General features: G+C 70.5%; 22 protein-coding genes and 1 riboswitch. Of the genes, 17 read left to right on the top strand and 5 right to left on the bottom strand.

Translation table 11 applies throughout. The annotated features are described in order from the left end of the window. Positions 1–41: 41 nt before the first annotated feature. Positions 42–920, top strand: coding sequence for an SCO6745 family protein (locus OG698_RS27310; protein WP_406106049.1), 879 nt, complete (start codon positions 42–44; stop codon positions 918–920). Between the two features lie 131 nt (positions 921–1051). Beyond that, the gene (locus OG698_RS27315) at positions 1052–1765 is read left to right on the top strand and encodes an HNH endonuclease family protein (protein ID WP_406106050.1); all 714 of its coding nucleotides are present in this window, start codon (positions 1052–1054) and stop codon (positions 1763–1765) included. A 14-nt stretch (positions 1766–1779) separates the two neighbouring features. On the opposite strand, the gene OG698_RS27320 is transcribed toward OG698_RS27315, so the two are convergent. Both OG698_RS27320 and OG698_RS27325 read right to left on the bottom strand, forming a co-directional pair. Then, positions 1780–2544, bottom strand: coding sequence for a hypothetical protein (locus tag OG698_RS27320; protein ID WP_406106051.1), 765 nt, complete (start codon positions 2542–2544; stop codon positions 1780–1782). Between the two features lie 56 nt (positions 2545–2600). Continuing rightward, on the bottom strand, positions 2601–3089 hold the full coding sequence (locus OG698_RS27325; RefSeq protein WP_406106052.1) for a hypothetical protein: 489 nt from the start codon (positions 3087–3089) through the stop codon (positions 2601–2603). A 196-nt stretch (positions 3090–3285) separates the two neighbouring features. Between OG698_RS27325 and OG698_RS27330 the strand changes: the two genes are divergently transcribed. The 5 genes from OG698_RS27330 to OG698_RS27350 all read left to right on the top strand — a co-directional run bounded on the left by OG698_RS27330 (position 3286) and on the right by OG698_RS27350 (position 9567). Continuing rightward, the gene (locus tag OG698_RS27330; RefSeq protein ID WP_406106054.1) at positions 3286–5379 is read left to right on the top strand and encodes an N-6 DNA methylase; all 2094 of its coding nucleotides are present in this window, start codon (positions 3286–3288) and stop codon (positions 5377–5379) included. 113 nt (positions 5380–5492) lie between these two features. Then, positions 5493–6152: a hypothetical protein gene (locus tag OG698_RS27335; RefSeq protein ID WP_406106055.1), complete on the top strand. Its 660-nt coding sequence runs from the start codon at positions 5493–5495 to the stop codon at positions 6150–6152. Positions 6153–6202: 50 nt separating this feature from the next. Further along, entirely contained in the window at positions 6203–7687 is a 1485-nt protein-coding gene (locus OG698_RS27340; protein WP_406111307.1) for a protein kinase domain-containing protein, read from the top strand. A gap of 147 nt (positions 7688–7834) precedes the next feature. Continuing rightward, positions 7835–8521 (top strand): SurA N-terminal domain-containing protein, encoded by a 687-nt coding sequence (locus tag OG698_RS27345; protein ID WP_406106057.1) that lies wholly within the window; start codon positions 7835–7837, stop codon positions 8519–8521. A gap of 47 nt (positions 8522–8568) precedes the next feature. Next, positions 8569–9567: a nucleoside triphosphate pyrophosphohydrolase gene (locus OG698_RS27350; RefSeq protein WP_399977712.1), complete on the top strand. Its 999-nt coding sequence runs from the start codon at positions 8569–8571 to the stop codon at positions 9565–9567. Here the strand turns inward: OG698_RS27350 and OG698_RS27355 are convergent. Continuing rightward, a complete protein-coding gene (locus OG698_RS27355) occupies positions 9561–10799 on the bottom strand; it encodes a cytochrome P450 (protein ID WP_399977714.1) in 1239 nt (412 codons plus the stop codon). The two genes, OG698_RS27350 and OG698_RS27355, sit on opposite strands and share 7 nt — an antisense overlap. Before the next feature lie 276 nt (positions 10800–11075). Here OG698_RS27355 and OG698_RS27360 point away from each other — a divergent pair, with 276 nt between their 5' ends. From OG698_RS27360 to OG698_RS27405, 10 genes are all read left to right on the top strand, one after another. Continuing rightward, positions 11076–12590 (top strand): recombinase family protein, encoded by a 1515-nt coding sequence (locus OG698_RS27360; protein WP_406106059.1) that lies wholly within the window; start codon positions 11076–11078, stop codon positions 12588–12590. A 34-nt stretch (positions 12591–12624) separates the two neighbouring features. After that, positions 12625–12930, top strand: coding sequence for a transposase (locus OG698_RS27365; protein ID WP_406111309.1), 306 nt, complete (start codon positions 12625–12627; stop codon positions 12928–12930). A 233-nt stretch (positions 12931–13163) separates the two neighbouring features. Next, entirely contained in the window at positions 13164–14129 is a 966-nt protein-coding gene (locus OG698_RS27370) for a transglycosylase family protein (RefSeq protein ID WP_406106061.1), read from the top strand. Positions 14130–14253: 124 nt separating this feature from the next. Further along, a riboswitch (cyclic di-AMP (ydaO/yuaA leader) is annotated at positions 14254–14470 on the top strand. Positions 14471–14474: 4 nt separating this feature from the next. Then, on the top strand, positions 14475–15152 hold the full coding sequence (locus tag OG698_RS27375; protein WP_406106063.1) for a transglycosylase family protein: 678 nt from the start codon (positions 14475–14477) through the stop codon (positions 15150–15152). A gap of 311 nt (positions 15153–15463) precedes the next feature. Further along, a complete protein-coding gene (gene eno / locus OG698_RS27380; protein WP_116512577.1) occupies positions 15464–16750 on the top strand; it encodes a phosphopyruvate hydratase in 1287 nt (428 codons plus the stop codon). A gap of 96 nt (positions 16751–16846) precedes the next feature. After that, positions 16847–17335 (top strand): septum formation initiator family protein, encoded by a 489-nt coding sequence (locus OG698_RS27385; protein WP_406106065.1) that lies wholly within the window; start codon positions 16847–16849, stop codon positions 17333–17335. A gap of 112 nt (positions 17336–17447) precedes the next feature. Beyond that, on the top strand, positions 17448–17978 hold the full coding sequence (locus OG698_RS27390; protein ID WP_406106067.1) for a DUF501 domain-containing protein: 531 nt from the start codon (positions 17448–17450) through the stop codon (positions 17976–17978). Next, on the top strand, positions 17975–18919 hold the full coding sequence (locus OG698_RS27395) for an exopolyphosphatase (protein ID WP_399977725.1): 945 nt from the start codon (positions 17975–17977) through the stop codon (positions 18917–18919). The genes OG698_RS27390 and OG698_RS27395 overlap by 4 nt, the downstream gene beginning before the upstream one ends. A 434-nt stretch (positions 18920–19353) precedes the next feature. Beyond that, complete coding sequence (locus OG698_RS27400) at positions 19354–20751, top strand: NAD(P)/FAD-dependent oxidoreductase (protein WP_406106068.1); 1398 nt, start codon at positions 19354–19356, stop codon at positions 20749–20751. A 236-nt stretch (positions 20752–20987) separates the two neighbouring features. Then, the gene (locus OG698_RS27405) at positions 20988–22286 is read left to right on the top strand and encodes a class I SAM-dependent methyltransferase (protein ID WP_406106070.1); all 1299 of its coding nucleotides are present in this window, start codon (positions 20988–20990) and stop codon (positions 22284–22286) included. Between the two features lie 62 nt (positions 22287–22348). Here the strand turns inward: OG698_RS27405 and OG698_RS27410 are convergent, their stop codons facing one another. Continuing rightward, a complete protein-coding gene (locus tag OG698_RS27410) occupies positions 22349–24880 on the bottom strand; it encodes an ABC transporter permease (RefSeq protein WP_406106071.1) in 2532 nt (843 codons plus the stop codon). Positions 24881–24974: 94 nt separating this feature from the next. Then, complete coding sequence (locus OG698_RS27415) at positions 24975–25745, bottom strand: ABC transporter ATP-binding protein (RefSeq protein ID WP_399977733.1); 771 nt, start codon at positions 25743–25745, stop codon at positions 24975–24977. Positions 25746–25832: the final 87 nt, after the last annotated feature.

A 25832-nucleotide genomic window follows, 5' to 3' on the forward strand; every position in this document is an offset into this window, starting at 1 on the left:
CTGTCCGGGGCGGGGTGAGTGCGACGAGGGGACGGTCGGTCATGTCCGAGAGCGCTGAGGTCGGGCCCGGCAGGGTGCGCCAGATGTGGCACCTCATCGAACCGCTCCACGCGGTGCTGTACTACGCGCCCGAGGCCTTCGAGGAGGCGGCCGGGCTCGGGTTCCGGACCGATGAGCGGTGGCCGAGCTACTTCGCCTGGCGTGCCGCCCCGCTGGGCACCGCCGGGCCCACGCGGGTGGCCTCGGCGTTCTACAGCTTCAACCCGGACATGGTCGCCGAGCACGTACCGGCGGCGTGGGGGACCGCGGCACCGGACGCGGTCCTCGCGGGACGGCTGCGCTCCGTCGACCGCGCGTACCGCACGCTCTTCGGTGAGCGGCTCGGCGGCCCCGAGTTCGCCGAGGCCGCCGAGCTCGCCCGCCGGGCCGCCGAGGCGGTGAACGCCGAGGGCCGCCCCCTGGCCGCCGCCAACGCCGAACTGCCCTGGCCCCAGGCGCCGCACCTCGTGTTCTGGCAGGCGGCGACGGTCCTGCGCGAGCACCGGGGCGACGGTCATCTCGCCGCACTGCTCGCGGCCGGCCTCGACCCGGTCGAGGCACTCGTGTCGTTCGCGGCGGTGGGCGCCGCTTCCACGCAGACGTTCACCAGCCGGGGCTGGAGCCAGGACCAGTGGGACGCCGCGCGGGAACGGCTCGCCGCACGGGGCCTGTTGGACGGGACGGGCTCCGCCACGGAGGACGGAAAGGCCCTGCGGGCGGAGGTGGAGGAGCGTACGGACGAGCTGGCCGCCGCACCGTGGCGCACGCTCGGGGCGGCGGACACCGCCAGACTCTCCGACCTCCTCGGTCCCCTGTGGGTGGACGTCCTCGGCTCCGGACTGCTGCCGTCGGAAACAACACTCGGCATCGGGAAGGTGTGAGCGGGAAGGCGTGAGCGGGAGGTGCGACCGGGAGGTGTGGCTGCTTCCGCGCGCTTCGGTGCGCCCCGGTAACGCGGGCGTTCACCCGATACGGTGACACCCGAACCGGACTAGCAGGGGGGAGCGTCGTGATGCGAGGCGCTGGGCGAGCCGTCGCCGCCGTACTGGTGACCGTGGCCGTCGCCACGGGCTGCACCGTGGAGCAGCAGGGCGGGTCGGGGTCCGGGCCCGAGTACAAGGCGGGCAGTGCGCTCGACGCCGTGAACTCGCTGACCGTCAAGGGGCGGGCGCCCAAGACCGGTTACGACCGGGGCCGCTTCGGCAGTGCCTGGGCCGACACCGATTCGAACGGCTGCGACACCCGCGACGACATACTCAAGCGGGACCTGACGGGGGTGAAGTTCCGCGACGGGCGCTGCACGGTCGTGTCGGGGACGCTCGCCTCCGACCCGTACACGGGCAAGGAGATCGCCTTCGCGCGCGGCCGCAGCCAGGTCGACATCGACCATCTGGTGGCCCTCTCCGACGCCTGGCAGAAGGGCGCACAGGGGTGGGACCCGAGCAAGCGCATCGCCCTGGCCAACGACCCGCTCAACCTCCTCGCGGTCGACGCGGGCCCCAACCGCAGCAAGGGCGAGGGCGATACGGCGACCTGGCTGCCGCCCCGCAAGGGGTACCGGTGCACGTATGTCGCCGGGCAGGTCGCCGTGAAGAAGAAGTACGGGCTGTGGGTGACGGCCGGTGAGCGGGACGCCATGAAGCGCGTGCTGTCCGGCTGCCCGGACCAGGCGCTGCCCACGGGCGGGAACCCGACGTCGGCGCCGGAGCGCTTCCACGCGCGCTGAGCCTTCAGGCCCGGTCAGCCGTCCATCTTGTCCAGGTCGACGATGTCCTTGTCGGCCGGCGGCGCGGCCTCGACCGGCTTGTCGTAGTCCGAGAACGTGAGCGAGCCCGGCTCCTTGGCGGACTTGGTGACGAGCTTGAGCACGTACGGCTTGCCCTCGGTCGCGACGTAGAGCGTGTACTCGTCCTTGCCGTCGGTCTCGGTGACCGTGAACGCGGGCGTGCCGTCGACCGTCGTCGCCCTGCCCTTGCGGGCGAGGGTGTCATTGCTCTTGAACTCGGCGAGCAGCGAGTCGAGGTCGCAGAACGCCGCCATGTCCTTGGCGTCGGGGCTGTCCGCCTTCGACTTCATCCAGCGCCCCGCGAGCATCTTCACGACGGCGTCGGTGTCCGCCTTGGACTCGCCCTCGCTCTGGGCGCGCAGGAACGCCTCGTCGGACTTGAGATACATGGTCGGGCCCGTCTTGATCAGGTCGACCCTGCCCTGGCCCTTCATGCCCATCGAGCCGGCGCACTCGCCCTTCCTGTCGAGGGCGACGTCGAGGGTGATCTGCCCGCCCTCCCCGTCGGCCGCGTTGCCCTTGATGGTGAGGGACGAGGCGCCGCGGGTGGCCTTCATGGCCTTGTTGGCGATGTCCGGTCCTGACAGGTCGGCGAAGGGGGCCTTGGGCTTGTCGCCCGACCCCGCGGCGTCACCGGGGCCGCCGGGCCCGCACGCGGTGAGCGAGACGGCGGCCGTGACGACGGTGAGGCAGAGAGCGGCAAGTGTGCTGCGGCGCATGGGAGTTCCCCGGGAAGTGGTTGAGGTGGTGGAGGCGGAGCGGTTGTGCAGGGCCGTCAGAAGTTGCCGTTGGTGATGATCTCGCCGTCGGCGTCGTAGACCGTGACCAGGCCGTTCTTGCTGTCCTTCCAGTCCGCGAACGCGGAGGCGATCAGCTTGGAGGGGCCGGAGCCCTCGCCCGTCAGGCCGCCGGTGAAGTCGGTGTAGACGTCGGCGCTGTCGAGGATGTCGTTCTGCTGGTCGGCGCCCTGGACCTTGAGGACGTGGGCGACGGCGTCCTTCTCCTTGGGCGTGCCGTTCTTCGCCACGAAGGCCTTGAACTGCTCGGCCTGCGAGGCCTTCGACGCGCCCTTGTCGCCGGCGTCGGACTTGGCGGCGTCATCGGACTTGCCGGCCTTGTCGCCCGCGTTCTTGTCCGCGGCGGCGGAGGTGCCGCCGCCGTTCCCCCCGTTGCCGTTGTCGCCGTCACCCGAGTTCGCCGATACGACGCCGATCACGACGATTCCGACGACCGCACCCAGCGCGACCTTGGTCTTCATGCCCATGGCTGATCCCCCCACAGAAGGCGGCCCCGATTCCGGCGGCCGCTCGTTTCGATGAGTCAATAAGAGCAGAGCTTGTGAACCGAGTCAACACGCTTCACGAAGTCGAGTGTGTACACGCTCGTGAATGGGGTGCTTACGCGTTCGCGGGTATGCTCGGCGCCACAGTCATGTGGGGGAGCCGAGGGGAGCACGCCGGGTGCAGGACAACGCCACTGAAGTGACCGCGGCCGGGATCGCCCGGCTCGCGGGGGTCGGCCGCGCCGCCGTCAGCAACTGGCGCCGCCGCCACCCCGACTTCCCCAAGCCCGTCGGCGGCACCGAGACCAGCCCCTCCTTCGCCCTCACCGACGTCGAGAACTGGCTGCGCGAGCAAGGGAAGCTCGCCGAGGTCCCGCTGCGTGAACGCGTCTGGCAGCAGCTCGCCGGACACCCCGCGGGCCCCGGCGTCGCGCTCCTGCACACCGGCTGCGCCCTGCTCCTCGTGCACGACCGGCCCACCGACTGGCTCGAACTCGCCGCGGTCTCCGACGAACACCTCGCCCAGCGCCTCCCGGCCGCCCTCGACGACGTCCTGACCCCGCGCTTCGGCCCCCGCGACGAGCGCGCGGTGCGCCTGCCCGACACGGGGCTCCTGCCCTCGGTCCCGCTGCTGCGCGGCGCCGCCGAACTCGCCGCGGAACTGGGCGCCCGTCAGACGTACGAGTTCCTGCTCGGCCGTCATCTCGACGCCAACCCGCGCCAGTACACGCTCACGCCCACGGGTCCCGCCCAGCTCATGGCCGCCCTCGCCGGATCCGCCCGCACCGTCCTCGACCCGGCCTGCGGCACCGGCGCCCTGCTGCGCGCCGTACGCGACCTCGCGCCCGAACCGGACCAGCGCCTCTACGGCCAGGACAGCGCCCCCGACCTGGCCGCCCTCACCGCGCTGCGCCTCGCACTCGGCACCCCCGCCGCCACCGACGGCGCCACCGTGCGCACGGCGGCCGGCGACACCCTGCGCGCCGACGCGTTCCCCGACGTCCGCGCCGACGCCGTCCTCGCCCACCCGCCGTTCAACGAACGCAACTGGGGCCACGACGAACTCGCCTACGACGCCCGCTGGGAGTACGGCTTCCCGGCCCGCACCGAGTCCGAACTCGCCTGGATCCAGCACGCGTTGGCCCGCCTGCGGGACGGCGGCACCGCCGTCCTGCTGATGCCGCCCGCCGCCGCGTCCCGCCGCTCGGGCCGCCGCATCCGCGCCGACCTCCTGCGGCGCGGCGCCCTGCGCGCCGTGATCGCCCTGCCCGCGGGCTCCGTCCCGCCCAACAACATCCCGCTCCACCTGTGGGTACTGCGCCGGCCCGGCGCCGGCGCGCCGCCCGCGCCCGAACTCCTCCTCGTGGAGACGACCGGCGGCGGCCCGGCCGGCTCCGGCGACGGACGCGACAAACTGCCGTGGGAGCAGGTCCAGCAGGCCGTGCTCGACGCCTGGCGCCCCTTCGACCGCGACGGCACCATCGAGGAACTGCCCGGCATCGCCCGCTCCGTGCCCGTGATCGAGCTGCTCGACGACGAGGTCGACCTCGCGCCCGCGCGCCGGCTGCCGCCCCCGGCCGCGGGCGGCGGCGCCGAGGAGCTCGCCGCGGTCCGCACCCGCCTCGGCGACACCCTGCGCCTCACCGCCGACCGCGCCCCCGACACCCCGCCCGCCGCGCAGTCCCCGGCCCGATGGCCCCAGACGACGGTCGGTGAACTCGCCCGTGCGGGCGCCCTGTTGCTCCGGACCACCACGGCGACCGCGGCGGCATCGGGTCCCGCCACCGGCGGCACCGCGCGCGTGCCCGTCCTCACCGACCACGACGTCCTCGCCGGAACCGCACCCTCCGGCTCACCCCAGGGCGGGGACGAGGAGCCCGTACTCGTCGAGGCGGGCGACGTCGTCGTGCCCCTGGCCGGCGGCGCGGTCGTCCGCGTCGTCGACGAGGCCACCGCGGGCGCCGCACTCGGCCGCGGCCTGACCCTGCTGCGCCCCGACCGGGCAGCCCTCGACCCCTGGTTCCTCGCCGGGTTCCTGCGCGGCACCGCCAACAACCGGCAGGCCAGCAGCTACGCGTCCACCGCCACGCGCCTGGACGTGCGCCGCCTCCAACTGCCGCGCCTGCCGCTCGCCGACCAGCACCGCTACGGCGAACGCTTCCGCGCCCTCGCCGAGTTCGAGGACGCCCTGCGCCAGGCCGCGCGCCTCGGTGAACAGCTCGTGCGGGGCCTGCACGACGGACTGACGGACGGCACGCTCGGCCCCGAGTGACACGTTTGACATCCGTACGACAACGGTTCCGTACAACCCGGCGCGGGTTGTCGGAGTCGGCCTATACGCTCGACACACTTAAGGACCCGTCAGCAGGAGCAGCAGGAGAAGCCATGCACGGCCAGGGCTACATGCCACCGCCACAGCGCCCGTCGCATGGCGTGCAGATCGGATTGCGCGTCCTGTTCGTGGCGCTCACGGTGCTGAGCTTCGGCTTCCTCGCGTGGACGGCGCTGCTGCGCCTCGCGCTGACGACGCGCAGCAGGACGGACTGGATCATCTTCGTGTCCGGCGCCGTGCTCCAGGCCGGCACGATCTCGCTGCTCGCCACGGACCCGGGCGTCGACGAGTTCACGACGTGGCGGGGCGACGCGGGCATGACGATCCTCCTGATCACGCTCGCCGGAGTCGTCTCGTACTACCTGGTGGCCGACATCCGCCACGGCCGCAAGGAGCGCCTCGGGTTCTACGGCGGCGGCTACGCGAACGGATACCAGCCGCAGCGGCTGCCGCTCCAGCAGCAGCCGCTCCAGCAACCGCCGCACCAGCGGCCCGCGTACGGATTCCCGCAGCAGCAGCACTACGCGCCGCCCACGCCGCCGTCGACGCAGCCCGTGCACGACCAGCTCACCCAGACCGCGGGCCCGGCCCCCACACCCGTGCCCACCCCCGCACCGCAGCCCCAGGCGCCGCCGCCCCACCGCATCGACCAGGTCCGCGCGGAGCTCGACGAACTCAGCGACTACCTGCGAAAGCAGGAAGGCGGACGGTGACCCACCCCCTGAACGCGTCCGGCGGACAACTCGTCGCCGGGCGCTACGAGCTGTCCACCCTCATCGGCCAGGGCGGTATGGGCCAGGTCTGGACGGCGTACGACCAGCGGCTCGACCGGCGCGTCGCCGTGAAACTGCTGCGCCCCGACCGCGTCGCCGGCCAGGAGGCCGACGAGCTGCGCCGCCGCTTCGTCCGCGAGTGCCGCGTCACGGCCCAGGTCGACCACCCCGGCCTGGTCACCGTCCACGACGCGGGCACCCAGGGCGAGGACCTCTACCTCGTCATGCAGTACGTCGACGGGGCCGACCTCTCCGACCACCTCGCCGAGCACGACCCCTACCCGTGGCAGTGGGCGGTCTCCGTCGCGGCCCAGCTGTGCGCCGTCCTGTGCGCGGTGCACGCCGTGCCGATCGTGCACCGCGACCTCAAGCCGCGGAACGTGATGGTCAAGCAGGACGGCACCGTCACCGTCCTCGACCTCGGCGTCGCCTCCGTGCTCGACACCGACACCACCCGCCTCACCCACACCGGCTCCCCCATCGGCAGCCCCGCCTACATGGCACCCGAACAGGCCATGGGCGGCGCGGTGGGCCCCTACACGGACCTGTACGCGCTCGGGGTGCTGCTGCACGAACTCCTCAGCGGAGACGTCCCGTTCGCGGGCTCCACCGCCCTCGGCGTCCTGCACCGCCACCTCTACGAGCCGCCCCTGCCCGTCCGCCGGCTGCGCCCCGAGGTCCCCGAACCCCTGGAGGCCCTCGTCCTGCGCCTGCTCGCCAAGGACCCGCAGCACCGGCCGGCCTCCGCCCAGGAGACGTACGAGGCCCTGCTCCCGCTGCTGCCCGCGCGCGGCGTACCGAGCGGCGGCCCGCTCGACCCGACCCGCCCCTTCCTTCGCCCGCACGCCCCCTGGCCCGACCGCGCCCGCACCCCCGCCCCGCAGCCCGCAGCGCCCACGCCCCACACCGACAAGCCGGACGTCGCGGGCGCCGTCGACGAGGTCAAGCGCCTCCTCGGCGAGGGCCGCATCACCCAGGCCGTCGACATCCTCGGCGCGATCCTGCCCGCCGCCGCGGCCCAGCACGGCGAGCACTCACCGGTCGTCCGCACGCTGCGCAAGCAGTACGCCGCCACGCTCATGGACGACGGCCAGTACCGCCGCGCCCTGCCCGAGCTGCGCCGCCTCGCCGACGAGCGCGCCACCGAGGCGGGCCAGGCCGACCCGCAGTCCCTCCAGTTCCGCTACGAGGCCGCGCAGTGCCTGGAACAGCTCGGCGAACCGGCCGCCGCGCTCGCCGAATACCGGGCGCTGCTCCCGTACTACGAGAACCAGTACGCGACGACGGACATCACGCTGCCCCTCGAAGTCCGGCGCCGCATCGGCCACTTGCTCCTCGCGCTCGGCGACCGGGCCGCCGCGCACGACACCCTCGTACGCCTCCTGCACGACGCGGAGCGCCTGCACGGGCCGGGACACCCCTTCCCGACCGAAATCCGCCGCACCTTGCAGTGGCTGGGGCAGGTCCGGGGCTGAGCCGGGGCGGGCCGGGCGCGGGGGAGTGCCTCAACTCCTGGCGAATCGTTGGGTCGAATAGGTGGCCGAGAGCACGGCCACTGCCTAACATCGATCACCGCCGGACTTTGTGCACCGACGCACAAACTCGTCGCAGGGAGGCCCACCTTGCACCGCCGCAAGAGCAGCAACAGCCGCCGCACCGCGCTCGTCCTCTCCACCGCCGCCGTAGCCGCGGTCCCGCTCCTCACCGCCTGCGGCAACGACGCGCATCCCGGCGCCGCGGCCGTCGTGGGCAACGGCCGTATCACCGTCTCCCAGCTGGAGAACCGGGTGAACGAGGTGCGCGACGCCCAGCAGGCCGCCACCAAGAACGACCAGCAGTACGAGCAGGCCATCGCCAAGTCCGGCAGCCTCACCCGGAACACGCTGCACTCCATGGTCTTCGACCGCGTCCTGCACCGCGCGGCCGCCGACGCGGGCGTCACGGTGACCCGCAGGCAGGTCCAGGAGCGGGAGGCCGCGATGGCGCAGCAGGCCGGCGGCGTCCGGCAGCTCGAGCTCGCCCTGCTCCAGCAGTACAACATCGCGCCCGAGCGCATCGCGGACAGCGCCCGCACCGACCTCGAGGTGATGGGCCTTGCCCAGAAGGTCGGCGCGAACATGCAGTCCCAGTCCGAGACCGACCAGGCCCCCTTCTGGAAGGCGCTCGCCCAGGCCTCCAAGGAGCTGAACGTCGACCTGAACCCGCGCTACGGCACCTGGGACATCGCCAAGAGCCATGGCCGCGCCGACGCGAAGACGCCCTGGGTGCGCGAGGTCACGTCCCCGAAGACGGACCAGCAGACGGCGTAGGGCCTCTCGCCCGGTGCGCGGCAGGCGGCCTGGGTTACGTTCGAGGCGTGAACGCCGAGAACGCACCCGCCGCCGCCCCGACCGGCCGCATCGTCCTGCTCACCACCAGCCACCGCGTCGCGCCCGGCCTGCTGTCGTGGTCGGCCTGGCAGCTCCTGCACGCCGCCGACGAGGTGCTGTGCGCCGACGCCGCGCACCCGCAGCTGCCGTATCTGCGGGAGGCCGGCATCGAGGTGCGGGAGGCCGCGCCGACTGCCAGTGAGCTCGTCGACGCCTGTGCCGGGGGCCGCACCGTCGTGGTCGTCGCCACCGCCGAGGGCGACCGGCGCCTGACCGACGGCCTCGCCGCGCTCGCCGGGTCGGGCCGCGTCGCGATGCCCGACCTGGAACTGCTCCCGGCCTCCTACGACCTGCCGGGCGCCCGCCTCCTCGACCTGGTCCAGGTCATGGACCGCATCCGCCGCGAGTGCCCGTGGTCCTCGCAGCAGACCCACAAGGGCCTCGCGAAGTACGCGATCGAGGAGGCGTACGAACTCGTCGAGGCGATCGAGGACGGCGACCGGGACGAACTGCGCGAGGAGCTCGGGGACGTGCTCCTCCAGGTCGTCTTCCACGCCCGGATCGCCGAGGAGGCCTCCGGCGAGGAAGGGGACGAGGCGTTCTCCGTGGACGACGTCGCCGGCGGCATCGTCGAGAAGCTCATCCACCGCCACCCGCACGTCTTCGGCGACGACACGGCGCTCACGCCCGAGGACGTGAAGGAGCACTGGCTGCGCACGAAGGCCGTGGAGAAGCAGCGCGAGTCCGTCACGGACGGGGTGCCGGTCGGCCAGCCCGGCCTCGCACTCGCGGCGAAGCTGGGGTCCCGCGTCCGCACGGCCGGCCTCGACGTGCCGGCGCCGGGCGGCGACGGCGTCGGCTACGAACTGCTCGCCCTCGCCCTGCGAGCCGAGTCCGACGGAGTCGACCCGGAAGCAGCGCTGCGGGCGGCGGCCCGGGCGTACCGGGACGCGATCCGCGCGGCGGAGGGGCTGGGGGATCAATGAGCGGTGAACTCCACAGGCAGACTCCGTAGCCCGCGCATGATGAGCCCTCCCCGCCATCGCAGATCGGCAGGATCGCCTGCCAGCTCAAGATCCGGCAGGCGACGCAGCAGCGTTTCGATGGCGGTACAACCCTCGAGGCGGGCCAGCGGTGCCCCGAGGCAGTAATGGATGCCGTGGCCGTAGCCGAGGTGCTGGTTGTCACTGCGGGAGAGGTCGAGGTTGTCGGGGGTGTGGAAGCGCGCCGGGTCCCGGTCGGCAGCGGCCAGTACGACCAGCACGGGGTCGCCGGTGGCGATGGGCTGCCCCCCGATGGTGAGCGGTTCGGTGGCGAAGCGCCATGTGGCCAGCTCCACGGGCCCGTCGTAGCGGAGTAGCTCTTCGATGCCAGTGGTCAGCAACTCTCGCTCGCCGCGACGGAACGACTCCTGGAGGCGGGCCCGCTGCTCAGGGTGGCGCAACAGTGTGTACATGCCGTTGCCGATGAGGTTGATGGTCGTCTCAAACCCTGCGAACAAGAGTACGAAACACATCGCGACGGCCTCGTTCTCGGTGAGGTGCTCACCGTGGTCCGAGGCGCGGATGAGGCCCGAGATGAGGTCATTGCCAAGGTCGTTGCGTTTGCGGTGGATGAGCTCGGCGAGGTAGCCACGGATCTTCTTGACCGAACGGCCGACCCCGCCGCGCGGGCCTCCTCCATGCCGGATCATCATTCCCGCCCAGTCGCGGAAGTCGTTCTGGTCCTCGCTCGGGACGCCGAGCAGGTCGCAGATCGCGTAGATGGGGAGGGGGAAGGCGAAGTCGTGGATGAGGTCCGCCTTGCCCTGCGCCGCGAACTGGTCGATCAGGTCGTCCGTCAACGCCTGTACGCGGGGGGCGAATTCCGCAATACGCCGTGGAGTGAACGCCTTGGAGACGAGACGGCGCAGCCGTGTGTGGTCAGGCGGGTCGATGTTGAGCAGATGGGTCATGAGGTTGGCGCTGCGCTCGCCGGGGATGCCGGTTTTGCTCTTGCCCTGAGCATCCTCGGCATGGTGTTCGGGATTCTTCGACAGTCGGCTGTCCGCGAGGGCTTGGCGGGCGTCGGCATAGCGAGTCACCAGCCATGCTTCGACCCCGCTGGGCAGCTTTGTTCGGTGGACGGGCGCGTGCTCGCGCAGCCACGCATAGGCGGGATACGGGTCGGAGGCGAACTCCCAAGTGAAGAGTTCGGGTGCGGCGTTCGGGGCGTTCACCAGACGACCGTATAGGGAGTCGTTCGGGGCGGCGCGACCGCGAATCCCGGAGCGGCTTTGGCGTAGTAAAGGCTGCTGCGGCAATTATGCGAATTCCAGGATGACTTGGGCGGACAGCGGTTAAATTTGCGGCAACACAAAGGCCCCGAAGCTGGCTAGAGCTCCGGGGCCGCACCAGCCGTGAAGGGGCTGATGTGACCAAACCTACAGCTGCGCCCGCGCCCACGTGCGGATGACGGTCGGCGGCCGCCGGTCCCTGTCGTCCGGGCAGCCTTGATGCTCCGGGTCTCCACGAGGGCACAGGCGACCGCGTACGGACTCGACGCGCAGGAAGAGGCGGGGCGTGCCTACGTCAGCAACAGGCCGGGGTGGACTCTCCCGCCCGATCTGATCTTCCGGGATGAGGGCGTTCCGGGAACAGTCGTCGACCGTCCTGGAATGCGGGAGCTCGAAGAGGCCGCTCGGCGGGGTCGCGTCGATGCGATCGTGGTCCACAACTTCGACCGCGTCGGCCGCACTGGTGAGGCGTTCTGGACGTGGATCTGGGCGATGGAGGACCTCGGCGTCGACTTCGTGTCCGTAACCCAGGACATCGACACATCCACGCCGCTCGGGCGACGGCAGTTGCAGTTCCACGCGATGACGGCTGAGGCCGAATGGAATCTGGTACGTGACCGCACGCAGGCTGGTCGCCAGCAGAAGGCCCTGGCAGGTGGCTGGCCGTGCGGCCCGGCCCCGTGGGGGTACGCCATCGAAGGCCGCGGCCGTCGAAGGTCCGTACTGGTCGTTGACGACGGCGAAGTGAGCGTCGTCCTCAAAGCGGTGAGTCTCATCGTGGACGAGGGCAGGAGCGTCTCGGCCGCAGCCGGAGAGCTGAATCACTTCGGGCTCCTGCCGCGCAGCGGCCGGCCATGGACGGTCGCCAATCTTCATCGGCGCCTCACCAGTCCGTCCTTGCTCAAGGGTGAGGTTGTGTTCCGTAATCCGGCAGGCACGGGCACAAACCGAACCAAGCTGGACGCGGACGGACTTCCTCTTCATGGGGACAGCGTGACGATTTCCGTTCCTCGGATCATTTCAGCCGACCGGGCCAAGGCCCTGAGCGATGCCATGGAGAAGAACGGGCACCGCGTGCATGCGGCCGCTGGGGTCTATCCGCTGAGCGGCCGGATCGTCGGTCGGTGTGGACACCATTACGTCGGCGCCTACCGCAACTCCGATGACACTCGGTACTACCGGTGCGGTGGCGGCAACAACGGCAAGGGCAGGCGCACGGGGTGCCGTGATCCCTACCTGACGGCCCTCGATGTCGAAGAGTCGGTCCGGGCGGAAATCGTGACGTTCCTCGCCGACTTGGAACACGTCGAGAAGGCTGCCGCTGCCTTGATCAAGCCCTCTCCCGGGGACATCGGCAAGCAGCGGGAACGAGTCGCCGGCTTCGAGTCGGCTCTCCAGGAGAAGGAGTGGGCTGTGGCCCACGCCGCGGCTGATCTGGCTCGCCGGCCCTACCTTGACCCGACTGTGTTGGAAGCTGCTATGAGGCAGCTCAAGGAGGACGTGCGGACCGCCGCGATGCTGCTCGCCAAGGGGAGGGAGGTTCTTGCGCGACAGATGGAGATGGAGGCCGACGCCGAGAGGGTCATGGATCTCATCGCGACCGCACGAGGGAACGCGCGAGTTGGCCGAGACGGAGTGGCGGGACGTGGTCGCTCTGCTGAATGTCAGGGTGCGACCGCTCGGGGAAGTGCGGAAGCGGAGCGGGGTCAAGTGCAAGGTGACCGACTGGCATGACCGGACGGGCATCCTCGTGCCCGATGAGGTGCTGGTGGCGAGGTGGCCAGCCGTTGAGGAAGTCATGAGGTCCTTCTTTCCGCGCCCCCAGTTCGCGCGAGGTGCCGTGTGTATCCGGACCCAGTTGAACGGCATTCTCCACCGGCTGCGTACTGGCTGTCTGTGGGACGAACTCCCCGAACGGTACGGCTCGTGGCAACTGGTCAAGGACAGGCAGAACACGTGGTTCAAGAAGGGCTTCTGGCCGGTTCTCGTCGAGCATCTGAACTCTGCCGGGGGAGGTACTCGGGTGCGGAGAGAGGTCCAAGTACCTCCCTTGGACATTACGTGGCATAGCTGACAGTGCCGACGGCGCCGACCTTGTGACTCACCTATTGCGCACACTTCCGGTCGAATTCACGCCGCATCAGGAGGGCCCGGACCGAGCCCTCTGACTGACGGACCGTCAAGACTGTGACTTTCACGTGATCTCTGCTGCATCGACTTGTGACAAGTGTTCGACTCCCGCTACGTTCACCAGTCATCGCGGCACCACCTGCCGCAGCATTCCCCGAGCCACCGAAAGGCGCCTCCATGCTCACCGGGAACGGTCGTCACCGTCGCCCCCGCCAGGCTCCCGCGCTCATCGTCGCCGCGGGAGTGGCCGGCTCCGCCATCGCGATCCCTCTGCTCGGCGCGACCAGCGCGAGCGCCGCGTCGACGGCCACCTGGGACAAGCTCGCCGAGTGTGAGAGCGGCGGCTCCTGGAGCGCCGATCCGGGCAACGGCTACTACGGCGGGCTCCAGTTCTCCCAGGAGACCTGGGAGAACTACGGCGGCCTCGACTTCGCGCCGCGCGCCGACCAGGCCAGCCGCTCGCAGCAGATCGCCGTCGCCGAGAAGGTCCTCGCCGACCAGGGCCCGAGGGCGTGGCCGGTCTGCTCGGTCACCTCGGGACTCACGGCGGACGACGCCGCCGCCGACGTCGACCCCGGGGCGGCCCTGCCGACCCCGTCGGCCGGTGACTCCGGGAGCGACGACGCCGCGAAGGAGGACGCGAGCGGCGAGCCGTCGGACTCCGCTTCCTCGGGCGCGAAGGACGACTCCCGAGAGAAGAATCATGACAAGTCGGGTGATACCGCAGGTAACACCTCGGATGACTCCAAGGGTGACAAGTCCGAGCGGGACGGCTCGACTTCGACTCCCGCGACACCCTCGCCGGAGACCTCCGCCGACTCGGACGCGGCCACCCCGCCCGCCTCCGGCCGACACCGCGGCGACGCCGCCGCGGACGACACCGCAGACTCCTTGCGCGCCGACGACGGCTCGGGCCGCCACGCCTCACGCGGCGATGAAAGCGGACGTAAGCAGGCCAATCAGGACGAAGGCGCCTACACCGTGCGCGCCGGCGACAACCTCTGGGACATCGCCGACACCCATGACGTGGACGGCGGATGGGCCGCTCTGTATGCCGAGAACAAGAAGACGGTGGGTGCCGACCCGGACCTCATCCTTCCTGGTCAGAGTCTGGATCTTGGGCTCGAATCGGGCGAAAAGTAGCGGCAGTTCGGGCTGAATGTCCGCTTTGGTGAGAGTGAGAGATGGGTCTCAAAGGCCCTGATCGTCTTTGAAATTCAGGCGATCCACTGCTTACGGTCATCACCGCTCGCCACAGCGGGCCCCGTCGGATGTCACGCCGAATCCTGCCAATGTCCGTACGGGAACAGTCGTCGCGTAAGCGCCGTAGGCAGGAGCGGGGGACCCAAGGTAAGTGCCGGCCCCGGCCGTTGAGAGACGGCCGAACGACCGGCTTGGGGTTAAGTCGCACGCAGGACGTGCGACCGGGCACTCATCCGGCCCGAACCCGACAGCTCACCTCGTAGGCGTCGGTGAGGGGATCTCTCGATGCTGTTTTCCAGCAAGGGCAAGCACCGCCGCCCGTCCAAGGCCGTTCGCGTCGCCACGCTCGCCGGTGTCGCCGGTGCCGCTGTCGCCGTCCCGCTGATGGGTGCCACCGGCGCCTCCGCCGCCACCGCCTCCGAGTGGGACGCGGTCGCGCAGTGCGAGGCCGGCGGCAACTGGTCGATCAACACGGGCAACGGCTACTACGGCGGCCTCCAGTTCTCCTCGTCCACGTGGGCCGCGTACGGCGGCACCGCGTACGCCTCCACCGCCGACAAGGCCTCCAAGGCGCAGCAGATAGCCGTCGCCGAGAAGGTCCTGGCCAGCCAGGGCAAGGGTGCCTGGCCGAGCTGCGGCGTGGGTCTGTCCGCCGCCTCGACCGGCTCCGCCCCGGCCGCCACCCCGCAGCCGGAGCGCAAGGCCGAGCAGCCGACCACCCGCAGCCAGGAGCGCACGGCGCCTGCCGCGAAGCAGGAGTCGAAGAAGACCGTCGAGACCCCGACCGGCAAGAAGGTCAAGAAGGGTGACGGCGAGTACAAGGTGAAGGCCGGCGACACGCTCAGCACCATCGCCGAGGAGCACGGCACCAAGGGCGGCTGGGCGAAGCTCTTCAAGCTGAACAAGGACATCGTCGAGGACGCCGACCTGATCTACCCGGGCCAGCAGCTCCACCTCAAGTAGGTAATGGAGGCGGCCCCAGGCTGCTCGGGTACCGGCTTTCGGCGGACGGCCGGTACCACGCCAGGTTTCCCCCAAGGACCCCCCGCCCCGGGTGCGCATTCCCCCGTCGCGCCCGGGGCGGGGCTTTGGTGTGTGAGGGGTCCTGGGCTTTCGTCCGTTGTCGGCCGAGACTTTTTGTTCCGTTCGGAAACAATTCGCTCTCGGTTTTGTCCACGGGCCGGTCGGTCGGCAGGGCGATGCCCGGAGCCGGATAGGCTCAGGTGTTGCCGGACCATGCGGCCCGGCGTAGTTGCGTCACATCCCAGAAGGAGATGCTCGTGCCGTCCATCGACGTCGTCGTAGCCCGGGAAATCCTGGACTCCCGAGGCAACCCCACGGTCGAGGTCGAGGTCGGCCTCGACGACGGCAGCACCGGTCGTGCCGCTGTCCCGTCCGGTGCGTCCACCGGCGCGTTCGAGGCCATCGAACTCCGCGACGGTGACCCGAACCGCTACCAGGGCAAGGGTGTCGAGAAGGCCGTCCTCGCCGTCATCGAGCAGATCGGCCCGGAGCTCGTCGGCTACGACGCCACCGAGCAGCGCCTGATCGACCAGGCGATGTTCGACCTGGACGCCACCGACAACAAGGGCTCGCTCGGCGCCAACGCCATTCTCGGCGTCTCCCTCGCCGTCGCGCACGCCGCCTCCGAGGCCAGCGACCTGCCGCTGTTCCGCTACCTCGGTGGCCCGAACGCGCACCTGCTGCCCGTCCCGATGATGAACATCCTCAACGGTGGGTCGCACGCCGACTCCAACGTCGACATCCAGGAGTTCATGATCGCGCCGATCGGCGCGGAGTCCTTCTCCGAGGCCCTTCGCTGGGGCGCCGAGGTCTACCACACCCTCAAGAAGGTGCTGAAGACCAAGGGCCTGTCCACCGGCCTGGGCGACGAGGGCGGCTTCGCCCCGAACCTCGGCTCGAACCGCGAGGCCCTCGACCTCATCGTCGAGGCCATCAAGCAGGCCGGTTACGTCCCCGGCGAGCAGATCGCGCTCGCCCTCGACGTCGCCGCGTCCGAGTTCTACAAGGACGGCAAGTACGAGTTCGAGGGCAAGTCCCGCTCGGCCGCCGAGATGACCGAGTACTACGAGGAGCTCGTCTCCGCGTACCCGCTGGTCTCCATCGAGGACCCGCTGTACGAGGACGACTGGGCCGGCTGGAACGTCATCACCGAGAAGCTGGGCGACAAGGTCCAGATCGTCGGCGACGACCTCTTCGTCACCAACCCCGAGCGCCTCGCCCGCGGCATCGAGGAGGGCTCCGCCAACGCCCTGCTCGTCAAGGTCAACCAGATCGGTTCGCTGACCGAGACCCTGGACGCCGTCGAGATGGCCCAGCGCAACGGCTTCAAGTGCATGATGTCCCACCGCTCCGGCGAGACCGAGGACGTCACCATCGCCGACCTCGCCGTCGCGGTGAACTGCGGCCAGATCAAGACCGGCGCCCCGGCCCGCTCGGACCGCGTCGCCAAGTACAACCAGCTCCTGCGCATCGAGGAGATCCTCGACGACGCCGCGGTCTACGCCGGCCGCAGCGCATTTCCCCGCTTCAAGGGCTGAGCCACACAGGCTTCGGTAGAAGCGTCGTACGTACGTCCCCGCACCCGGTCCCGTACCGTGTGCGGGGACGTACGCACGTAAAGGGGAGGCGCGAAGATGGCCGGGAGAGTCCGGGACAGGGAACGTGACCGGTTCTCCACCGCGACCCGGCTGCGTCTGCTCGGCGAGCAGACCGCCGAGCGCGTCTACCGCTCCCAGACCAGACGCCAGGCCCGCCGCTCCCGCCTCACCGGCCGCGCGGCACTCCTGGCCCTCGTCCTGTGCACCCTGGTCGTCGCGCTCGCCTACCCCATAAGGCAGTACGTCTCCCAGCGCGGGGAGATCGCCGACCTCCAGCGCCAGCAGCAGGAGGCCCAGAGAAGGGTCGACAGGCTGCGCGACGAGAAGGCACGCTGGCAGGACGACTCGTACGCGGAGCAGCGGATCCGCGACCGGCTCCACCTGGTGATGCCGGGCGAGACCGGCTACATCGCGCGCGACCCCGACGCGGCGAAGCGCACCCGCTCCGAGCACGGCGCGGCGGGCCGGCCCTGGTACTCGAACGTCTGGGACGGCGTCGACAAGGCCGACCGCCCCGACAACTGACCTGTCTCACCAACGCCCGAAGCCGAAGCCGAAGCCGAAGCCCCAAGCCCCAAGTCCCAAGCCCGAACCCGTAGTACCTCCACCGAAGTTCACTGAAGGAAAGCCCCCAGGCATGGACACGCCCCCGCCCCAGACCGAGCCGACCACGCCCACGGACGCCGACATCCAGGCGTTCAAGGAGCAGCTCGGCCGCCCGCCGCGCGGCCTGCGGGCCATCGCGCACCGCTGCCCGTGCGGCAACCCGGACGTGGTCGAGACGGCCCCGCGCCTCGAGGACGGCACGCCCTTCCCGACGACGTACTACCTCACGTGCCCGCGCGCCGCGTCCGCGATCGGCACCCTGGAGGCGAACGGCGTCATGAAGGAGATGACGGAGCGCCTTCAGACGGACCCCGAGCTCGCGGACGCGTACCGCAAGGCGCACGAGGACTACCTCGCGCGCCGCGACGCCATCGAGATCCTCGAGGGCTTCCCGAGCGCGGGCGGCATGCCGGACCGGGTGAAGTGCCTGCACGTCCTGGTCGGTCACTCCCTGGCCGCGGGCCCGGGCGTGAACCCGCTCGGCGACGAGGCCATCGCGATGCTGCCCGAGTGGTGGGCGAAGGGCCCGTGCGTGTCGGCCGCGCCCGAGGAGGGCGAGTGACCCGCGTCGCCGCCGTCGACTGCGGCACGAACTCGATCCGCCTGCTCGTCGCCGACGCCGACCCCGTGACGGGCGAACTCGTCGACCTGGACCGCCGCATGACGATCGTGCGGCTCGGGCAGGGCGTGGACCGCACGGGACGGCTCGCGCCCGAGGCGCTGGAGCGCACCTTCGCGGCCTGCCGCGAGTACGCCGAGGTCATCAAGGCGCACGGCGCCGAGAAGATCCGGTTCGTGGCCACGTCCGCGTCCCGCGACGCCGAGAACCGGGACGACTTCGTGCGCGGGGTCATGGACATCCTGGGCGTCGAGCCCGAGGTCATCACCGGTGATCAGGAGGCCGAGTTCTCCTTCACCGGCGCGACGAAGGAGCTGACGGGCCGGGCCGACCTCGACAAGCCCTACCTGGTCGTGGACATCGGCGGCGGCTCGACGGAGTTCGTCGTCGGCGAGGACACGGTCGTGGCCGCGCGCTCCGTCGACATCGGCTGCGTCCGTATGACGGAGCGCCACCTCGTGGGGGCGGACGGCACGGTCACCGACCCGCCGACGCCCGCGCAGATCGAGGAGATCCGCGAGGACATCGTCGCGGCCCTCGACCTCGTGACACAGACCGTCCCGCTGACCGCGGCCCGCACGCTCGTCGGCCTCGCCGGCTCCGTGACGACGGTCGCCGCCCTCGCGCTCGGCCTGAACGAGTACGACTCGGTGGCCATCCACCACTCCCGTATCTCCTACGAGCGGGTCGCCGAGCTCACGGACTGGCTGCTGACGTCCACGCACGACCAGCGCTCCCTGAACCCGGTCATCCACCCGGGCCGTGTCGACGTCATCGCCTCCGGCGCACTGGTGCTGCGCCTGATCATGGAGTGGATCGGCGCCAAGGAGGTCGTGGTGAGCGAGCACGACATCCTCGACGGCATCGCCTGGTCGATCGCCTAGCCCTTCCAAGGCACCAGCCCTTCCAAGGCGCCCACCCCCTCCAAGACCCCTCGCCCGGCCTCTTCCTGGAGGGGGCGACACGCTCCGGCGACACCCCGTCGGGAAAGTTCGTGAAGTTCTTCACAAGGAATTCGGCCCCGTTGGGCGAGGTTCCGGGTCAGATGGCCCGCGGAAGGGGGTCCTGGGGCCCTGGCGGTCGACGCGGGGGGTGTTCCAGGCTTGTTACGGACAGATGAACCGGGCGAGTGGTCCACCCCCGCCAAATGCCCGGAGCGGCAGCTCAACAGGGGTGTGGAACGACCGGCGTTACACCGTGGTTCCCCGCTGGGGCCATGACGTCCGTCACGTGGGCGGCGAAGTGTAGCAGAGGCCCTCTCCATGCTTGTGAAGGGGCGCACGAGCGACCCCCTCCGGACAGGTGGATACTCGATGGCATGAGCACCACGGAGCGTCCCAGGATCCTCGTAGTAGGCGGTGGGTACGTAGGCCTGTACGCAGCACGACGCATTCTCAAGAAGATGCGTTATGCGGAAGCGACCGTCACGGTCGTGGACCCGCGCTCGTACATGACTTACCAGCCCTTCCTCCCCGAAACCGCCGCCGGCAGCATCTCGCCGCGCAACGTCGTCGTCCCGCTGCGACGCGCTGTGCCCGGAGCCGAGATTCTCACCGGCCGGGTCACCACCATCGACCAGGACCGCAAGGTCGCCACGGTCGCCCCGCTCGTCGGCGAGGCGTACGAGGTTCCCTTCGACTACCTGGTGATCGCGCTCGGCGCGGTCTCCCGCACCTTCCCGACGCCGGGCCTCGCCGAGGTCGGCATCGGTATGAAGGGCGTCGAGGAGGCCATCGGCCTGCGCAACCACGTGCTCGAGCAGCTCGACAAGGCCGAGTCCACGACCGACGAGGAGATCCGCCGCAAGGCGCTCACGTTCGTGTTCGTCGGCGGTGGCTTCGCGGGCGCCGAGACGATCGGTGAGGTCGAGGACCTGGCGCGCGACGCGGCCAAGTTCTACAAGAACGTGAAGCGCGAGGACATGCGTTTCGTGCTCGTCGACGCCGCCGACAAGGTGCTGCCCGAGGTGGGCCCCGAGCTCGGCACGTACGGCAGGAAGCACCTGGAGTCCCGCGGTATCGAGGTCTACCTGAAGACCACGATGCCGTCCTGCGTCGACGGTCACGTCGTGCTCAGCAACGGCCTCGAGGTCGACTCCAACACCGTCGTGTGGACCGCCGGCGTCAAGCCGAACCCGGCCCTCGCGCGCTTCGGTCTCCCGCTCGGCCCCCGCGGCCACGTGGACACCCAGGCCACCCTCCAGGTGCAGGGCAGCGACTACATCTGGGCCGCGGGCGACAACGCCCAGGTCCCGGACCTGGTCGCCGTCAAGAACGGCACGCCGCCCGAGCGCGCCTGGTGCCCGCCGAACGCCCAGCACGCCATGCGCCAGGCCAAGGTCCTCGGCGACAACGTGGTCTCCGGCATGCGGGGCTTCCCGCAGAAGGAGTACAGCCACGGCAACAAGGGCGCGGTGGCGGGTCTCGGCCTGCACAAGGGCGTCGCGATGATCGTCATGGGCAAGATGAAGATCAAGCTCAAGGGCCGTCTCGCCTGGTACATGCACCGTGGCTACCACGGGCTCGCCATGCCGACCTGGAACCGCAAGACCCGTGTGATCGCCGAGTGGACGCTCAACATGTTCCAGAAGCGCGACATCACCGCGCTCGGTGCCCTCGAGTCTCCCCGCGAGGAGTTCTACGAGGCCGCCAAGCCGGCGCCGGCCCCGGCCGTCGCCGAGGCTCCGAAGGTCGAGGAGAAGGCCAAGGCCTCCTGACCTCGGTCCAGTAATACCCCTGAAGGGGCGCTCGCCATCCGTGGTGCGAGCGCCCCTTCGGCGTTCCCGGAGCCGCCCGGGGGCACCCGGAAACCGACCCGGCACGCCGATATGCGTGGCAGCTACATGTATTTTGCCGATCCGTAACGCAGTAACGGGACTGCGAGAGCGCCCCGTTGGTGTTTACGTGGTGTTGGACGATTCCGGGATCGTCTCCCATCACGGAGGTGTGCGCCATGCAGGACGCCGCACAGCGGCTGAAGAACCTCGCCGAACAGCTACTCGGAGTACCGCTCCCCGTCAGGCTTCGCGCCTGGGACGGTTCGGAGGCCGGGCCGCCCGCCGGACCCACTCTCGTCGTACGCAACCGCCGCGCCCTGCGCCGCCTGTTGTGGAAGCCGGGAGAACTCGGCCTGGCCCGCGCCTGGGTGGCCGGTGACCTGGATGTGGAGGGCGATCTGTACGACGCCCTCGGCCGGATGGCCGGACTCATCTGGGAGCGCCCCGAGGACGACAGCAGGAGCCTCGTCGAGGCACTGAAGGAGCCCAGGGTCAGGGCCGCCGTCGCCGAGCTGGTCAAGCTCGCCGGCCCCTTCCTGCCGCCCGCCCCGCCCGGTGAGGAGATGCGCAGGCACGGCCGCCTGCATCTGCACACCAAGCGCAGCGACCGACGGGCCATCAGCCACCACTACGACGTCGGCAACGACTTCTACGAGCTGGTGCTCGGCCCCTCGATGGTCTACTCGTGCGCGTACTGGGACTCGCCGGACGGCACCCTCGAGGACGCCCAGCGCGACAAGCTCGAACTCATCTCCCGCAAGCTCGGCCTGGCGCCCGGTCAGCGCCTGCTCGACGTCGGCTGCGGCTGGGGCTCCATGGCCATCCACGCCGCCCGCGAGTACGACGTCAGCGTCGTCGGCGTGACGCTGTCGCAGGAGCAGGCCGCGTACGCCCGTAAGCGGGTCGCCGAGGAGGGGCTCACCGACCGGGTGGAGATCCGGGTCCAGGACTACCGCGACGTGCGCGACGGGCCCTTCGACGCGATCTCGTCCATCGGCATGGCCGAACACGTCGGCTCCGAGCGGTACCTGGAGTACGCCGAGGCGCTCTACGCCCTCCTCAAGCCGGGCGGCAGGCTCCTCAACCACCAGATCGGCCGACGCCCCCGGAAGGACGAGTCGACGTACGAGGTCGACGAGTTCATCGACGCCTATGTCTTCCCGGACGGGGAGCTCGCGCCGGTCGGCACGACCACCGGGCTCCTGGAGCGGGCCGGCTTCGAGGTCAGGGACCTGGAGGCGATCCGGGAGCACTACGCGCTCACGCTGCGCCGCTGGGTGGCCAACCTGGAGGCCGCCTGGCCCGCGGCCGTGAAGTTCACGAGCCCCGGCCGGGCCCGCATCTGGCGCCTGTACATGGCCGCGTGCGCGCTGAGCTTCGAGCGCAACAAGATCGGGGTGAACCAGATCCTCGCCGTGAAGACGCCCCTGTCGGGCGACCCGGGTATGCCCCTGCGGGCGCGTACCTGGAACTGACGGCCCGGACACACGGATGGGGCGCACCGGCACTCGGCCGGTGCGCCCCATCCGCCGTATCGCTACTCCGACTTGATGGCCGCGAGCATGTTCAGCCGCGCCGCGCGGCGGGCCGGCCACAGGGCCGCCAGGATGCCGACGAGGGCGGCCAGCGCGAGGAAGATCCCGATCCGGCCCCAGGGCAGGACCAGCTCGTACGTCGTCAGGGACGTCGCCATCAGCTTGCCCGCGGCCCAGCCGAAGAACACGCCGAGGCCGACGCCGAGGACGCCGCCGAACAGCGAGATCACCAGGGACTCCAGGCGCACCATGCGCTTGATGCCCTTGCGGTCGAGGCCGATCGCGCGCAGCATGCCGATCTCCTGCGAGCGCTCGAAGACGGACATGGCGAGGGTGTTGATGACGCCGAGGACGGCGACGATGACCGCCATGGCGAGCAGGCCGTAGAGCATGTTCAGCATCAGCGTGAACATCTTCGAGATCGCGTTGGAGATGTCCTGCTTGTCCTGGACGAGGATCGCCGGGTTGTCGCCGAGCGCCTTCTCGATGCGGTCCTTGGCGGCCGCGGACGTGCCGCCGTCGGTCTTCACCATGACCTGCATGTCGGACGGGTCCGTGACGTGCGGGGTCAGGACGGCGGAGTCCAGCATGATGCCGCGCATCATGTCGTTGCCCTCGTAGACCCCGGCGACGGTCAGCTGCTGCTTCTTGCCGTCCTCGAAGTTCGTGGTGAACGTCGAGCCGGTGCGCCAGCCGTGGTCCTTCGCGGTCTTGTCGTCCACGACGACGTCACGGCCGCCGATCCGGAAGGTGCCGCTGTCGACCTTGAGGTCGGTCAGCGAGCCGATGGTCGCGCCGTTGACGCCGGTCAGGAACTCGGTCTGTCCGTCGATGCGCGAGGGCGAGTTGCTCAGGCCGCTGGTCTCGGTGACGCCGTCGACCTTGGCGAGCTTGCCGGCGACCTCGGGGGACAGGGAGTTCATGTTCGCCATGGAGACGACGTAGTCGGCCTTGAGGGCGGACGACGCCATCTTGTCGATGGCCTGCTGGGCGCTGCCCGCGATGACCGTCATGCCGGTGATCAGCGTGAGGCCGATCATCAGGGCGGAGGCGGTCGCGGCGGTGCGGCGCGGGTTGCGGACGGCGTTCTGGCGGGCCAGCTTCCCGGAGATCCCGAAGACGCGCAGGACCGGCCCCGCGGCCGCGATCAGCGGGCGCGAGAGCAGCGGGGTGAGGACGAAGACGCCGATCACGAGGAGGCCCGCGCCGAGGCCCAGGGGGGCCTGCGCCGACGTGCCGTCGCTCATCGTCGTGGCGTAGAGGGACGAGGCGATGCCGGCCGCCGCGAACAGCGCGCCGATCGTGTTCCGTACGACGAGGGAGCGGGTGGTCGCCGTGGCGTGCACGCTGCTCATCGCCGCGACCGGCGGGATCTTCGCGGCGCGGCGGCCGGGCAGCCACGCGGCCAGCATCGTGATGACGACGCCGACGACGAGGGACGTGGCGATCGTGCCGGGCGAGATCACGAGCGGCCCGTCGGGGATCTGCGCGTCGGTCGCGCCCATCAGGGAGCGCATCCCGGCGCCGATGCCGATGCCCGCCACCAGACCGGTGACGGCCGCGACCGCGCCGACGACGAACGCCTCCGCGAGGACGGAGCGCGTGACCTGCTTGCGCGAGGCGCCGACGGCCCGCATGAGCGCGAGTTCCTTGGTGCGCTGGGCGACGAGCATCGTGAACGTGTTGGCGATGATGAAGACGCCGACGAAGAGCGCGATCCCGGCGAAGACCAGCAGGCTCGACTTCATCGAGCTCATGCTGGAGGAGATCTGCTCGGCCTGGTCGTCGGCGAGCTGCTTGCCGGTCGTGGTCTTGGCCTGGCCCTTCGGCAGGGCCTTGTCGAGCGCGCTCCGCAGGGCGGCCTGGCTGGTGCCGGCGGCGGCCTTGACGTCGATCTCGTCGTACGAGCCCGGCTTGTGCAGGAGCTGCTGTGCGGTCGCCGTGTCGAACAGGGCGAGGCTGCCGCCGGCCGCGACGTTGCCGTCCTCGGTGGTGAAGATGCCGGTGACGGTGGGCGTCAGGACGGGCCCGTCGATGGACATCCGTACGGTGTCGCCGACCTTGTAGCCCGCGCGCTTCGCGGTCTGCGAGTCGAGCGCGACCTCGCCCTTGCCACTGGGCGCCCTGCCGCTCTTGAGCGGGTAGCGCGGGTCGTTGTCACCCCAGTAGTTGGCACCCTGGGTGGAGAAGCCGTTGCCGACGAGCTTGCCGTCCTTGTCGGCGACGGCCGCGAAGCCGCTGACGACGCCGATGGCGGACGCGGCGCCCGGCGTCTTCGCGGCCCGGTCGAGGGTGGCCTGCGTGAGCTTCGGGTCCTTGGCGACCTTGTCGCCCTTCGACTCGGCGATCTCGGGCGTGACGGCGACGTCGACCTGGTCGAAGCCCTTGGCGGAGCTCTTCTGGAAGGCGTCGGAGATGGTGTTGGTGAAGACCAGGGTGCCGGAGACGAAGGCGACGCCGAGCATGACGGCGAGCACGGTCATCAGGAGCCTGGCCTTGTGCGCGAACACATTGCGCAAGGCGGTACGGAACATGGGTTTCTCAGTCCAGGGGTACGGCGACGAGGCGTCGGGGCGGCGTCGGGGCGGCGTCGGGGCGGCGGCTGTGCGGCGGCTGTGCGGGCGGGCGTCAGCTGGTGCGGCCCTTGGCGTCGAACTGCTTCATCCGGTCCAGGACCGAGTCGGCCGTCGGGGCGTACACCTCGTCGACGACGCGGCCGTCGGCGAGGAAGATCACGCGGTCCGCGTAGGCGGCGGCGACCGGGTCGTGGGTGACCATGACGACGGTCTGGCCCAGCTCGCGTACGGAGTTGCGCAGGAAGCCGAGGACCTCGGCGCCGGAGCGCGAGTCCAGGTTTCCGGTCGGCTCGTCACCGAAGATGATCTCGGGCCGGGAGGCCAGCGCGCGGGCCACGGCCACGCGCTGCTGCTGGCCGCCGGAGAGCTCCGAGGGCCGGTGGCCGAGCCGGTCGGACAGGCCCACCATCGCGATCACGTTCTCCAGCCACTGCTTGTCGGCCTTGCGGCCCGCGATGTCCATGGGGAGCGTGATGTTCTCCAGGGCCGTCAGGGTGGGCAGCAGGTTGAACGCCTGGAAGATGAAGCCGATCTTGTCCCGGCGGAGCTTGGTGAGCTGCTTGTCCTTGAGGGAACCCAGCTCGGTGTCGCCGATACGCACGGAGCCCGACGAGAAGTTGTCGAGGCCGGCGACGCAGTGCATCAGGGTCGACTTGCCGGACCCGGAGGGGCCCATGATCGCGGTGAACTCGGCCTGGCGGAAGTCGACGGAGACCCGGTCGAGGGCGACCACCTGGGTCTCGCCCTGTCCGTAGACCTTGGACAGATCCGTGGCGCGCGCGGCCACTGCGGTGGCCTTGCCGGCGATGGGGGTGGTGGTCACGGAAGGGTGCTCCTGTCGGACGACGGGTGGGGACGGGGTCCCGTTGGAGGGACCTCTCCATCGTCGTGGCCGTCGAGGGCCGTGAAG

Source organism: Streptomyces sp. NBC_01003 (assembly GCF_045162695.1).
In the GTDB taxonomy this organism is placed as follows: Bacteria; Actinomycetota; Actinomycetes; order Streptomycetales; family Streptomycetaceae; genus Streptomyces.

Bases quoted from the DNA above. Each gene is read 5' to 3' on its own strand.
- OG698_RS27310 (WP_406106049.1), top strand. From the start codon at position 42: ATGTCCGAGAGCGCTGAGGTCGGGCCCGGCAGGGTGCGCCAGATGTGG.
- OG698_RS27315 (WP_406106050.1), top strand. From the start codon at position 1,052: ATGCGAGGCGCTGGGCGAGCCGTCGCCGCCGTACTGGTGACCGTGGCC.
- OG698_RS27320 (WP_406106051.1), bottom strand. From the start codon at position 2,544: ATGCGCCGCAGCACACTTGCCGCTCTCTGCCTCACCGTCGTCACGGCC.
- OG698_RS27325 (WP_406106052.1), bottom strand. From the start codon at position 3,089: ATGGGCATGAAGACCAAGGTCGCGCTGGGTGCGGTCGTCGGAATCGTC.
- OG698_RS27335 (WP_406106055.1), top strand. From the start codon at position 5,493: ATGCACGGCCAGGGCTACATGCCACCGCCACAGCGCCCGTCGCATGGC.
- OG698_RS27360 (WP_406106059.1), top strand. From the start codon at position 11,076: ATGCTCCGGGTCTCCACGAGGGCACAGGCGACCGCGTACGGACTCGAC.
- OG698_RS27370 (WP_406106061.1), top strand. From the start codon at position 13,164: ATGCTCACCGGGAACGGTCGTCACCGTCGCCCCCGCCAGGCTCCCGCG.
- OG698_RS27375 (WP_406106063.1), top strand. From the start codon at position 14,475: ATGCTGTTTTCCAGCAAGGGCAAGCACCGCCGCCCGTCCAAGGCCGTT.
- eno (WP_116512577.1), top strand. From the start codon at position 15,464: ATGCTCGTGCCGTCCATCGACGTCGTCGTAGCCCGGGAAATCCTGGAC.
- OG698_RS27385 (WP_406106065.1), top strand. From the start codon at position 16,847: ATGGCCGGGAGAGTCCGGGACAGGGAACGTGACCGGTTCTCCACCGCG.
- OG698_RS27390 (WP_406106067.1), top strand. From the start codon at position 17,448: ATGGACACGCCCCCGCCCCAGACCGAGCCGACCACGCCCACGGACGCC.
- OG698_RS27400 (WP_406106068.1), top strand. From the start codon at position 19,354: ATGAGCACCACGGAGCGTCCCAGGATCCTCGTAGTAGGCGGTGGGTAC.
- OG698_RS27405 (WP_406106070.1), top strand. From the start codon at position 20,988: ATGCAGGACGCCGCACAGCGGCTGAAGAACCTCGCCGAACAGCTACTC.
- OG698_RS27410 (WP_406106071.1), bottom strand. From the start codon at position 24,880: ATGTTCCGTACCGCCTTGCGCAATGTGTTCGCGCACAAGGCCAGGCTC.